Here is an 11,745-nt window from a genome sequence, read left to right as displayed (position 1 = left end):
GGCCGGTGCCGGGGCCGCCGACCGGGACGGGCCCGGAGACCGGGACCGGGGCGGGCGCGGAGACCGGGACCGGGGCGGGCGCGGAGACCGGGACCGGGGGGTCGTACGGCGGCGGCGGGGGCACCACCGGCCGGCCGCCGCCGCCGCGCGGGCCGCCGGTGGGGGCCGGTGCGGGTCTGACGGCGGGGCGTCCGCCGCGGCGGGACTCGATCAGGCCGACGGCCTTCTCCGGCAGCCAGGCGGAGGCGGTGCCGCTGTCGTCGGAGCCGGAGCCGAACAGGTGCGGGGCGAGCTGGGCCTGGAGGTCGGCCGGGGAGGGCCGGCCGGCGGCCTCCATCTGCATGCACGCCTCGATCAGCGGGCGCAGCTCGTCCGGGAGCCCGGAGACGTCCGGGCCCTCGCGGAGCAGCATGAAGACGGTCTCGACCGGGTTGGCGCCGTGGAACGGCGGGTGGCCGGTGGCCGCGAAGACGAGGGTGGAGCCGAGCGAGAAGACGTCGCTGGCGCCGGTGACGCTGCGGGAGTCCTTGGCCTGCTCGGGGGACATGTAGGCGGGGGTGCCGACGGCGACGTTCGTCATCGTCAGCCGGGTGTTCGAGACGCCGGAGGCGATGCCGAAGTCGATCACCCGGGGGCCGTCCTCGACCACGAGGACGTTGGAGGGCTTCAGGTCACGGTGGACCAGTCCCGCGCCGTGGATGGACTGGAGGGCCTCGGCGACGCCCGCCGCGAGCCAGCGCACGGCCTGCGCCGGAAGCGGCCCGCACTCGTTCACTATCTCTTCCAGCGAGGGCGCGGGGACGTAGGCGGTGGCCAGCCAGGGCACGGCGGCGCGCGGGTCGGCGTCGACCACGGCCGCGGTGTAGAAGCCGGAGACCGCCCGGGCCGCCTCCACCTCGCGGGTGAAGCGGACCCGGAAGAGCTGGTCCTCCGCCAGTTCCGTGCGCACCGTCTTGATCGCCACGCGCCGGCCGGACGCCGAGCGTGCGAGATAGACCAGCCCCATGCCGCCGGCCCCCAGCCGGCCCAGCACCTCGAACGGCCCGATCCGCCGCGGATCGTGCTGCGTCAGCTGATCCACCACTTGCCTGCCACCTCCCCGTACGAGCCGCGCCACCCACTTATGTACGCGACCGAAGTGCAGCGTCTCACCACCGCACCGCCATGGCGGCACGCACCCTGATTCTTCCTGGCCGGGCGGCTGGTGGCGAACCCGGCCGCAAATCGGGGTGTCTACCACCCAAGCGGACGTATCAGCGTCGCAGCAGCGCGAACGACGCCCCTTGATTGTCGGTGACGACGGCCACTCGTCCATACGACGTCTCGAAGGGGGGCGCCTGCACCCGTCCGCCGAGCCGCCGGACGGTCCCGAGGGCGTCGTCCAGGTCCGCGACCCGGAAGTGGGCGACGAAGTGCGGGGGCATCTCGGCCGGGAACACCTCGGTGACCTCCGCGCGGCCGAAGTCCGGCTTCGCGCCGGTGCCGAACAGGGCGTCGTGGAAGAGATCGCCGTAGAAGACGTTGGCCGCGGCCGTGTCCCGGGTGTACAGCTGGGCCCAGACGAAGGTGCCGGGCTCGTGCCGCCGGCCGAAGCCGCGGTGGGTGCCGGGCTGCCACAGGCCGAACACCGCGCCCTCGGGGTCGGCGGCCAGGGCGGCGGTGCCGAGGTCGCCGACCGGGAACGGCGCCGTGACCAGCTGGCCGCCGGCCGCCGTGATCCGCCGGCCGAGGGCGGTGGCGTCCGAGGTCGCGAAGGAGACCGTCCAGACGGTGGGCATGCGGCCGTCCGTCTTGGGGGCCAGCGAGGCGACGCGGTCCCCGTCCAGCAGGGCCCATACCGAGGAGCCGTACGCCTCCTCGAAGGTCCATCCGAAAAGTTCCCCGTAGAACCGCTTGCCCGCCTCGACGTCGGGGAGCTGGGCGTCCACCCAGCAGGGGACGCCCTCCCTGTATGTCTCTTCGTTCGCGGATGCCCTGTTTTCGGCCATGCCGCCAAAGTAACCGGGCGGCGCACACCGCGCAGACCAGGCACACCATCCCCGTTTCCCCCGGGCACCCCATTTGCAGTCGGCCGAATCGCGCCCCGACCACCCCTCGGTAAGCTGACGGCATGACAGGACAAGTGCGTACCGTCGACGGCCGCGTGGCCGGCCGGCGTGGGCAGGCGACCCGGCAGAAGCTGCTCGACTGCCTCAGCGAGATGCTCAGCTCCTCCCCCTACCGGGACGTCAAGGTCATCGATGTCGCCCGGAAGGCCGGCACGTCGCCGGCGACCTTCTACCAGTACTTCCCCGACGTCGAGGGCGCCGTCCTGGAGATCGCCGAGCAGATGGCGGCCGAGGGGGCGGGGCTGACCGAACTCCTCGAGGGCCGCACCTGGGCGGGCAAGTCGGGCTGGCAGACCGCGCAGGAACTCGTGGACGGTTTCCTGGAGTTCTGGCGCCGGAACGACGCGATCCTGCGGGTGGTCGACCTCGGGGCGGCCGAGGGGGACAAACGGTTCTACAAGATCCGCATGAAGATCCTCAACTCGGTCAACAACTCCCTCGCGGACTCGATCGCGGAGCTCCAGTCCAAGGGCCGCGTGGACAAGGACGTGAACCCGGCGGCGGTGGCCGGCGCGCTGGTCGCGATGCTCGCGGCGGTGGCGTCCCATCAGAAGGGTTTCTCCTCCTGGGGTGTGAAGCAGGCCGAACTGAAGCCTAACCTGGCGCTGTTGGTGCACCTGGGCGTGACGGGCAGGAAGCCGTCCAAGTAGCCCCCCCTTTTTTTTGCACGGTCCAAGTCCTGTCTTCCAGGCGGTGGTTCAGGCGGCGTCCCGCCCCCGGACCACCGCCTTCCGTCTATGCGGGCAACGGCCGGTCCCGCACCACGTGCTTCATCACCAGCGTCGACGTCAGCCGCTGCACCCCCGGCAGCGTCGCCAGCCGCTCGTCGTACAGCCGCTGGAAGGCGGCCAGGTCGGCGGTGGCCACCCGGAGCAGGTAGTCCGGGTCGCCGAACAGCCGCTGCGCGTCCAGCACGTGTTCCAGCTCACCGACCGCCCGCTCGAACTCGGCGACCGTGTCCCGGTCCTCCTGCCGCATGGACACGAAGACCAGCGCCTCGAAGTTCAGCCCGAGCGACGACGGGTCCACCACCGCGCGGTAGCCCTGGATCGCGCCGGACCGCTCCAGCTCGCGCAGCCGCCGGTGGCAGGGGGAGACGCTGAGCCGCACCCGGGCGGCCAGCTCGGTCACGGTCAGCCGCCCGTCCTGTTGCAGCTCGGCAAGGATTTTCCGGTCCACGTCGTCCATGGGGTGGATTCTTGCGCGATAAGCGCGATCCCGCGCAAAGGTCGGGAACACTTTCGGGCAATTCCCGCCTAATGTCCCCGCTATGGACTCGGGACTGCTCTTCTCCTTCCTCGCCGTGGACCTGCTGCTGGTGTGCGTACCGGGCGCCGACTGGGCGTACGTCATCGCCACCGGCCTGCGCGGCGGCCCCGTGGCGCGCGCGGTGGCGGGTCTGGTCTGCGGCTACGCCCTGCACACGGTGCTGGCGACGGCAGGGCTCGCGGTGCTGGTGGCGGGCTCGCCCGGCCTGCTGACGGCCGTGACGGTGGCGGGTGCGGGCTACCTGCTGTGGCTGGGCTGCAACGTCCTGCGCCACCCGGCGACCCCGAGCGCGGCCGACCCGGCGGCGGCCGACGCCCGGCCCTTCCTGCGCGGCGCCGTGATCAGCGGCCTGAACCCCAAGGGACTGCTCCTCTACCTCTCCGTGCTCCCCCAGTTCCTCACCCTGCGCGGCCCCCACCTGCCCGTCCCCGCGCAGACGGCCGCGCTGGGCCTGCTGCACATGGCGTGTTGCGCGGCCGTCTACCTCACCGTGGGCACCCTGGCCCGCGCCCTCCTCGCCGCCCGCCCGTCCGCGGCCCGCGCGGTGACCCGCACCTCGGGCGCGGCGATGCTCGGCATCGGCGCGTTCCTCCTGGCGGAACGCCTGACGACGCTCTAGCCCGACCGCCGGAACGGCTCCCGGGCGGGACCTACACGGAAACGCTCACGAGGCGACCGCAGGCGGAGGGAGAGGCCGGATCTCCCGGTCGAAGAACTCGTGGAAGTCGTCCCCGCGCTCGTACAGCGTCTCGAACCCGGCCGTCGTCTCCCGGATCAGCGCGCGATCGGCGAAGCGATTGGCACCCCTCGCGTTCCCGTCGTCGTCGTAGAGCACCTCGTACAGGGCCGCGTTCCCGAGGATCACCACTTCGGGAACGGGGCGGCCCTCCTCGATGTCCGAGATCTTGCGGGCGTCGAGCACCCTGATGTTGTCCCCCAGCTCCACACGCAGACGCAGGACGAACAACTCCCATTGCACATACGGGGTCACCGGGAACTCCACCACGCGAAGGCGGCGCTCCAGAATTCCCAGCCGGGCCGCCTCACGGAATTGCCGTGCGTAGACGTCGCGTTTCTCCTCGACGAGGGAGAGCGCGCGGTCCCATTCTCCGGCGGCGAAGGCTTCCCAGCTGGCGAACCCGCGCTCTTTGAAGTTCTGACCTCGTTCGAGCTTGTTCAGGCTCCGGATTCCGCTCTCGTAGACCCTGCGGAAGTCCGCGTGATACGCGGGGCGATCCAGTTTCTCGGAGACCCCGCGCGAAAAGGAATCAAACATTCGGGATATCCGGTTTCGCTGCGATCAAGATGTCCCGCGGGATGACCACGAGCCGTTCGTCTGCTCCGATGGACACCTCGGCGGGCAGATCCCCGCCCAGAGACGTCGTGAGGTCCCGGCCGATGACGGCGATGTCCCCGTTCTCGAGTTCCCAGATATCGGGACAGTCGGGGGTGTCGGTCGTGTGCCCCAGTTCTTGCGGCGACTTCCCTAAGCGCCGCTTGAATTTCGTGGTCGAATCGGCTTCCCACGGCCTGGCCATGACCATCGCCCCCTCGATTGTCCCAGAGTTGCAGCACTGTAGCACTGAACATATCGGCTTGGCCATGCCAAAGCGGACATGTTGAAGAAGGCATGGATACCCCCTGTTGTCCCATCCGGCTCAGGAGTGCGACGATAAGTGGCCACCGAATGGCGGGGCAGTGAAGCGTGACAGATGCAGTCATTCAACATACAGTCGGAATATTCGAAAATTATTGACCAGGGGGAACTGTGGACCCGGAGACAGCCTTACTCGCGCAGAGCACGGGAGTCACGCTGGTCACGCGGCGTCTGCTCGTCGCCCAGCCCGGCCCCGCCGCGGAACCGCGCGGACTCCTCGCCGAACTCTCACCGGGCGGGACGACGGGCCCCGTGATCACCCAGCACGCCACGGCGTCCGGCCGCGCCCGGGTCCGTCAAGCCGGACGAGACCGGCACCACACGCGGCGATGACGGGTGCGATGGACGGCCGTGCCGAGGACCACGGCCGTGTCTACCAGGCATCGGGCGACCAGCGTCGGAGCACCGTCTCGTCCTGGCCGCCCGCTCCAGGGCCGGCCGGGCGCTCTTCCGGCTGGGCCGGTACACCGAGGCCGAGCGGCTCCTCAGCCGCGTCCGCGCGGCTCAGGAGCGATCGCTCGGGGCCGACGATCCCGACACCCTGGACAGCGGCCACGGTCTGCAACTCGTGCTCGGGAACCTCGGGAAACGAGACGAAGCCCCCGGTCCTCCGGTCCACCATCGCCGGCAGGCGGAGGGCACTGGGCCCCGCCCACCCACTGACGTTGCGCTCCCGCTCGAGTCTGCTGGTCCTGCTGTCCGCGGCCGAGAGCGTCGTCGAGGAGGACGGCGCGCTGCTCTCGCTGCCCTCGGACTGCGACCGCTTCCTCGGCCCCGATCACACGGTGACCTTGGGTGCCCACCACAACCACGCCTGGACGCTGTACCAGCTGGGCCGCTTCGACGAGGCCGATCAGGAGATACGGCGGGTCGCCGACGCATACCGGCGACGCTTCGGCCCCGACTACCCGATCGCGCTCTCGGCCCAGCAGCTCCTCGCCCGGACCCGGGCCGCACGGGGCGACCTGGACACGGCGATCGAGATCCTGACCGATGTCGTGGCCAGGAGGGAGCGCGGGCTGGGGGCCGGCCATCCGTTCACCGTCGCCGGCCGGCGGCTGCTGGGCGATCTCGCTTCGGGGCGGTCGCGTCCGCCCGGTGCCTGACGGGCGCGCACGGGTGGCAGGCAATACGCGTTCACCAACATGACCCTGGTGACCCTGGAGGGCCTGGGCTTCTGCGCCGAGGGCGAGGGCGGGGCGTTCGCGGCCCGGGGCCGGCTGCGGGTGCGCGGCGGGGAGCTGCCGGTGAACACGGACGGCGGCGGCCCGTCGGCCAGGCACCCGGGCATGCGGGGGCTGCACCTGCTGGTGGAGGCGGTGCGGCAGTTGCGCGGAGACGCCGGGGAACGGCAGGTGCGGGCCCGGGACGGGCAGCTGCCCCGGCTGGGGGTGGCGTCCGGGACGGGGGGCTGGTTCTGCTCGTCGGGGACGGTGGTGCTGGGCCGGGACTGAGGACGGTCCCGGCGGTGATACTCACCCCATGGCACAGCACGATCTCCATGACCTGCTCCGCTCGCTGCGCGTCTGGGACCCCGGGGTGACCCGGTTGCCGCCGTTCGACCCGGAGACCGCCCCGCCGACCCCGCTGGCCCTGTTCACGAGCTGGTTCGCGGAGGCGGTGGCGGCGGGGCAGCCGGAGCCGCACACCATGTCGCTGGCGACCGCGGACGAGGAGGGCAGGCCGGACGTGCGGATCGTGATGCTGCACGGCGCCGACGCCGACGGCTGGTCCTTCGCCACGCACGCCACCAGCCGCAAGGGCCGCGCGCTCGCCGTCCGGCCGTACGCGGCCCTCGCCTTCTACTGGCCGGTGCTGGGGCGCCAGGTGCGGGTGCGGGGGCCGGTCGGCCCGGCGCCGGCCGAGGAGAGCCAGGCGGACCTGCACGCGCGGTCGACGGGCGCGCTGGCCGCCGCGCTGACCGGCCGGCAGAGCGAGGAGCTGGCCTCGGTGGCGGAGCTGCGCACGGCGTCGGAGGCGGCCTGGGAGCGGGCCCGGCAGCATCCGGACGAGCCGTCGCCGACCTGGACCCTGTACCGGCTGCGGCCGCAGACCGTGGAGTTCTTCCAGGGGGACGCGGAGCGGCGGCACGTGCGCCTGGAGTACCGCAGCACGGGGTTCGGCTGGAGCCGGGCGCTGCTGTGGCCGTGAGGGGGGAGGCGGTCGCCCCCGCTCACGCTTCCCCGCCGTCGCCGTCGCCGCCGTCCGTCGGGGCCGTGGCCCTGGCCGTGGCGCGCGGTGCCCCGGACGTGGCGGCGGTCCCTTGTGCCGCCGGCTCTCCAGCCACCACAGGCCGAGACCGATGCGCAGCACCGCCAGCCACCGGGCGTCGTCCAGTCCTACGCGTCCATGAATCTGACGTTACGTCATATACCTCGCGAAGCCCACCCGTGGCGCGACGCGTTCTTCACGGCCGGACACCCTTTCCGTACAGGCGTGATCAATCCGCAACCAATTCCGGTCTTGACCGAGACCCATCAACCGGTTGGTTGATTACGCTCCCGCTCATGGCCGCCTCCCGCCCCGCCCCCGCCCGCCCCTCGCCGACCCCCGCCGACCGCCCGGTCTACGTGATCGGTGCCGGACCGGGCGGCCTCGCCGCCGCCCACGCGCTGCGGGCCCGGGGCGTACGCGCCGTGGTCCTGGAGAAGTCCGACCGGGTGGGCGCCTCCTGGCGCCGCCACTACGACCGGCTCCACCTGCACACCACCCGGCGGCTGTCCGCGCTGCCGGGCCTCGGCATGCCCCGGCGGTTCGGGCGCTGGGTGTCCCGGGACGACGTGGTGCGCTACCTGGAGAAGTACGCCGAGCATCACGAGCTGGAGATCGTCACCGGGGTCGAGGTGCACCGCGTCGAACGGACCGGGGACGGCACCGGGTGGCTGCTGCACGCCTCCGGCGGCCGGGAACTGACCGGCGCCGCGGTGGTCGTCGCCACCGGCTTCAACCACACCCCGCGGCTGCCCGACTGGCCGGGCCGCGCGGAGTACGACGGCGAGCTGCTGCACGCCGGCGACTACCGGAACGCCGAGCCGTACCGGGACCGGGACGTGCTCGTCGTCGGCGTCGGCAACACGGGCGCGGAGATCGCCGTGGACCTGGCGGAGGGCGGGGCCGCGCGGGTGCGGCTGGCGGTGCGCGCCGCGCCGCACATCCTGCGCCGCTCCTCCCTCGGCTGGCCCGCCCAGTACACCGGTGTGCTGGTCCGCCGGCTGCCGGTGTGGCTCGTGGACCGGCTCGCCGGGCCGGTGGGACGACTCAGCACCCCGGACCTGTCCGCGCACGGGCTGCCGCGCCCGGACACCGGCCTGTACAGCAGGGTGCGGCAGGGCGCGATCCCGGTGCAGGACGTCGGCCTGATCGACGCCGTCCGCACCGGGAAGGTCGAGGTCGTTGCCGCCGTGACGGCGTTCGAGGACGGCCGGGTGGTCCTCGCCGACGGCAGCCGGATATCGCCCGACGCGGTGATCGCGGCGACCGGGTACGTCCGCGCGCTGGAGGGGCTCGTCGGCCATCTGGGGGTGCTGGACGGGCGCGGCAGACCGGTGGCGCGCGGCGGCCGCACGCCCGCCGGCGCGCCGGGCCTGTACTTCACCGGCTTCACCAATCCGATCAGCGGGATGCTCCGGGAACTGGCGATCGACGCCGGGAAGATCGCCCGGTCCGTGGCCAGGGGGCTGCGCACCCGGCGGTAACTTTGCCGTGCCGAGCCATTCCTGACGTACCGTCAGTTCAGTGATATGACGGAGGGGATGTGCCGGGCCTTCGCGGTGAGCGGCGCCGACAAGTGCGCGGGGGTCGCCTACGACGCGGCGCCCGTCTCCGGGGCGCCCCGGCTCGCCGGTGCCGTCGCCTGGATCGACTGCGCCGTCCACGCCGTGCACACCGGGGGCGACCACCTCGTCGCGGTGGGCCGGGTGGACGCCCTCGGCGCGGCGGAGCACGGGGAGCCGCTGCTGTTCCACCGGGGGCGGTTCGCCCGGCTGGACGGCGTCTGAGGTCAGCGCCCGGCCTGCGCGGGGACCGCCGCCGGGGCGGTGCGCCGTATGACGAGGGACATCAGGGCCGCCGCCGCGCACAGGGTGCCGGAGGCGTACCAGACCATGTCGTAGGAGCCGAAGACGTCCCGGGCGACGCCGCCGAGGTAGGCGACGAGGGCCGCGCCGACCTGGTGGGCGGCGAGCACCCAGCCGAAGACGATGGCGCTGTCCTCGCCGAACCGCTCCCGGCACAGGGCCAGGGTGGGCGGGACGGTGGCCACCCAGTCCAGGCCGTAGAAGACGGCGAAAAAGATCATCGACGGGCGGACGGCGGGGCCGAGCAGCATCGGCAGGAAGAGCAGGGACAGTCCGCGCAGGGCGTAGTAGACGGCGAGCAGGCGGCGCGGCTCGAAGCGGTCGGTGAACCAGCCGGAGGCGATCGTGCCGACGACGTCGAACACGCCGGTGACCGCGAGCAGCGAGGCCGCCGTCGTCACGGGCATGCCGTGGTCGTGCTCGGCGGGCACGAAGTGGGTCTGCACCAGGCCGTTGGTGGAGGCGCCGCAGATCGCGAAGGTGCCGGCGAGCAGCCAGAAGGTGCCCGAGCGGACGGAGGCGGCCAGGACGCGGAGCGTGCGGCGGGCGGCTCCGGTGACCGGGGGCGGCTTGGGCACGAACTCCGTGGCCCCGTACGGCGTCTCGCCCACGTCGGCCGGGTGGTCGCGGAGCAGGAGCCAGACGAAGGGGACCACGGCCAGCGCGGTCAGGGCCACCGTGACCGCCGCGGGACGCCAGTGGTGGTGCTCCACGACCCAGGACAGCAGTGGCAGGAAGACCAGTTGGCCGGAGGCGGAGGCCGCGGTGAGGATGCCGCTGACCAGGCCGCGCCGCGCGGTGAACCAGCGGTCGGTGACCGTCGCGGCGAACGCCAGTGCCATGGACCCGGTGCCGAGCCCCACCAGCAGGCCCCAGCAGAGCAGCAGTTGCCAGGCCGCCGTCATCCCCACGGTCAGACCGGAACCGATCGCGATCACGGTGAGCGCGACGGCGACCACCCGGCGGATGCCGAAACGGTCCATCAGCGCGGCGGCGAACGGCGCGGTCAGGCCGTAGAGCGCGAGGTTGACCGAGACGGCCGCGCCGATCGTGCCGCGTGACCAGCCGAACTCCTCGTGGAGCGGGTCGATCAGGAGGCCGGGCAGGGAACGGAAGGCCGCCGCGCCGGTGATCGTGACGAACGTGACGGCGGCGACGAACCAGGCGCGGTGGACTCGGCGGCGACGGACGGGCGGGGCCTGGACGGGGGCTGTGGCTGGGGTTGTCTGAGTCACGTCCCGAGCCTCCGATTCGCGCTCCCGCGCATCGAGTGGCCGGAAGGACAGCCTTCGCTAGGATCGGGACATGACGAACACAGCGGGATTCCGGCCGCACCGGGTCGCCGTGCTCGCGCTGGACGGTCTGCTCCCCTTCGAACTGGGCATACCGCACCGGATCTTCGGCCGGCCCCGGGACGCGCTCCACCGCCCTCTGTACGAGGTCGTGACCTGCTCGGTACGGCCGCCCGGCCCGGTGGAGACGGACGCCGACTTCGCCGTCCAGATCGCCCACGGTCCGGAGACGCTGGCGACCGCCGACACGGTGATCGTGCCCGCGTCGTACGAACTCGGACCGGTCTACGACGAGGGCCGGCTCACGGACGAACTCGCCGCCGCCCTCGCCCACATCCGCCCCGGCACCCGGCTCGCCTCCATATGCACCGGCGCCTACGTCCTCGCCGCCGCCGGGTACCTGGACGGCCGCCCGGCGACCACGCACTGGGCGGACGCCGAGCGGTTCCAGCGGCTGTTCCCGAGGGTCGAGGTGGACGCGGACGTGCTGTTCATCGACGACGGCGACGTGCTGACCTCGGCCGGTGTGGCCGCCGGGATCGACCTGTGCCTGCACATGGTCCGCGGCGACTTCGGCACCGCGGTCGCCAACGACGTCGCCCGGATCACGGTCGTACCGCCCCACCGCGACGGCGGCCAGGCCCAGTACATCCAACGCCCGGTCCCCGACGCGCACCTGGCCACCACGACCACCGCCCGCGCCTGGGCGCTGGGCCGGCTGCACGAGCCGATCCAGCTGCGGGACATGGCCGCGCAGGAGGCGATGTCGGTGCGCACCTTCACCCGCCGCTTCCGCGAGGAGGTCGGGGTGAGCCCCGGCCAGTGGCTCGTCCAGCAGCGCGTGGAGCGCGCCCGGCACCTGCTGGAGACCACCGGGCTGTCGATGGACCAGGTGGCCCGGGAGTCGGGCTTCGGCACGGCGCAGTCGATGCGGCAGCACCTCCAGACGGCCCTCGGGGTCACCCCCACCGCCTACCGGCGCACCTTCCGCACCGGCGGCGATGCCGAGCGGCACGACACCGTCGGCTCCGCGCCCTGACCGGCCGGCGCGACACCTGGTGGAGATGGGCATGCTCCAGGGCCAGAACCGGAATCTCGAGGAGTTGTCCACAGCCTGTGGAGAAACGGGGCGGTACGCGTTCCTGCTGTCGGCGACGCCCGAGCCGTTCGTCGGCGCGACGGGGACGCCGGTGGCACCGGGTGGCGGTCCTGTGAACGGCGGCGGGGACACGGCCGGCGGCGCGCCTCCCCCGCGGTCCCGCACGCGCCGCCTCCCCCGCGGTCCCGCACGCGCCGCCTCCCCCGCGGTCCCGCACGCGCCGCCTCCCCCCGCGGTCCCGCAC

At 72.9% G+C, this 11,745-nt stretch carries 12 protein-coding genes and 4 pseudogenes; 10 read left to right on the top strand and 6 right to left on the bottom strand.

Annotated elements, in window-relative coordinates; translation table 11 throughout:
* Together IF37_RS0136640 and IF37_RS0136635 are read right to left on the bottom strand one after the other, a co-directional pair.
* A partial coding sequence (locus IF37_RS0136640; RefSeq protein WP_030753379.1) for a serine/threonine-protein kinase occupies window positions 1-1,084 on the bottom strand: 1,084 nt, incomplete at its 3' end.
* A gap of 169 nt (window positions 1,085-1,253) precedes the next feature.
* Window positions 1,254-1,988, bottom strand: a complete 735-nt coding sequence (locus IF37_RS0136635; protein ID WP_079166058.1) for a VOC family protein — start codon at window positions 1,986-1,988, stop codon at window positions 1,254-1,256.
* Window positions 1,989-2,122: 134 nt separating this feature from the next.
* Between IF37_RS0136635 and IF37_RS0136630 the strand changes: the two genes are divergently transcribed.
* The gene (locus tag IF37_RS0136630) at window positions 2,123-2,758 is read left to right on the top strand and encodes a TetR family transcriptional regulator (protein WP_030753373.1); all 636 of its coding nucleotides are present in this window, start codon (window positions 2,123-2,125) and stop codon (window positions 2,756-2,758) included.
* An 85-nt stretch (window positions 2,759-2,843) separates the two neighbouring features.
* On the opposite strand, the gene IF37_RS0136625 is transcribed toward IF37_RS0136630, so the two are convergent.
* The gene (locus IF37_RS0136625; RefSeq protein ID WP_030753370.1) at window positions 2,844-3,296 is read right to left on the bottom strand and encodes an Lrp/AsnC family transcriptional regulator; all 453 of its coding nucleotides are present in this window, start codon (window positions 3,294-3,296) and stop codon (window positions 2,844-2,846) included.
* A gap of 82 nt (window positions 3,297-3,378) precedes the next feature.
* Between IF37_RS0136625 and IF37_RS0136620 the strand changes: the two genes are divergently transcribed.
* Entirely contained in the window at window positions 3,379-3,996 is a 618-nt protein-coding gene (locus IF37_RS0136620; RefSeq protein ID WP_030753367.1) for a LysE family translocator, read from the top strand.
* A gap of 45 nt (window positions 3,997-4,041) precedes the next feature.
* Here the strand turns inward: IF37_RS0136620 and IF37_RS0136615 are convergent, their stop codons facing one another.
* Complete coding sequence (locus IF37_RS0136615; protein ID WP_030753364.1) at window positions 4,042-4,653, bottom strand: DUF6879 family protein; 612 nt, start codon at window positions 4,651-4,653, stop codon at window positions 4,042-4,044.
* Complete coding sequence (locus IF37_RS0136610; protein ID WP_030753362.1) at window positions 4,646-4,915, bottom strand: hypothetical protein; 270 nt, start codon at window positions 4,913-4,915, stop codon at window positions 4,646-4,648. Before IF37_RS0136610 ends, IF37_RS0136615 begins: the two co-directional genes overlap by 8 nt.
* Window positions 4,916-5,416: 501 nt before the next feature.
* Between IF37_RS0136610 and IF37_RS46750 the strand changes: the two are divergent.
* The 6 genes and pseudogenes from IF37_RS46750 to IF37_RS0136580 all read left to right on the top strand — a co-directional run.
* Window positions 5,417-5,512 (top strand): annotated as a pseudogene (locus IF37_RS46750) (hypothetical protein); the annotation flags it as partial.
* 187 nt (window positions 5,513-5,699) lie between these two features.
* Window positions 5,700-6,140, top strand: a complete 441-nt coding sequence (locus tag IF37_RS46745) for a tetratricopeptide repeat protein (protein WP_030753355.1) — start codon at window positions 5,700-5,702, stop codon at window positions 6,138-6,140.
* A 27-nt stretch (window positions 6,141-6,167) separates the two neighbouring features.
* Window positions 6,168-6,488, top strand: a pseudogene (locus IF37_RS0136595) (acetyl-CoA acetyltransferase); the annotation flags it as partial.
* Between the two features lie 28 nt (window positions 6,489-6,516).
* Window positions 6,517-7,185, top strand: a complete 669-nt coding sequence (locus tag IF37_RS0136590) for a pyridoxal 5'-phosphate synthase (protein ID WP_030753349.1) — start codon at window positions 6,517-6,519, stop codon at window positions 7,183-7,185.
* A 356-nt stretch (window positions 7,186-7,541) separates the two neighbouring features.
* On the top strand, window positions 7,542-8,729 hold the full coding sequence (locus tag IF37_RS0136585; RefSeq protein WP_030753346.1) for an NAD(P)/FAD-dependent oxidoreductase: 1,188 nt from the start codon (window positions 7,542-7,544) through the stop codon (window positions 8,727-8,729).
* Window positions 8,730-8,783: 54 nt separating this feature from the next.
* Window positions 8,784-9,032: pseudogene (locus tag IF37_RS0136580) on the top strand (flavin reductase family protein); the annotation flags it as partial.
* Between the two features lie 2 nt (window positions 9,033-9,034).
* Here the strand turns inward: IF37_RS0136580 and IF37_RS0136575 are convergent.
* Complete coding sequence (locus IF37_RS0136575; RefSeq protein WP_030753341.1) at window positions 9,035-10,345, bottom strand: MFS transporter; 1,311 nt, start codon at window positions 10,343-10,345, stop codon at window positions 9,035-9,037.
* A 70-nt stretch (window positions 10,346-10,415) separates the two neighbouring features.
* Between IF37_RS0136575 and IF37_RS0136570 the strand changes: the two genes are divergently transcribed.
* On the top strand, window positions 10,416-11,441 hold the full coding sequence (locus IF37_RS0136570; RefSeq protein WP_030753338.1) for a GlxA family transcriptional regulator: 1,026 nt from the start codon (window positions 10,416-10,418) through the stop codon (window positions 11,439-11,441).
* Between the two features lie 16 nt (window positions 11,442-11,457).
* Window positions 11,458-11,601, top strand: a pseudogene (locus IF37_RS46250) (cyclase family protein); the annotation flags it as partial.
* Between the last annotated feature and the right edge of the window lie 144 nt (window positions 11,602-11,745).

This window comes from Streptomyces sp. NRRL S-31, assembly GCF_000718775.1.
Classification (GTDB): Bacteria; Actinomycetota; Actinomycetes; order Streptomycetales; family Streptomycetaceae; genus Streptomyces.
This window is presented reverse-complemented; position numbering and strand designations above follow the sequence as displayed.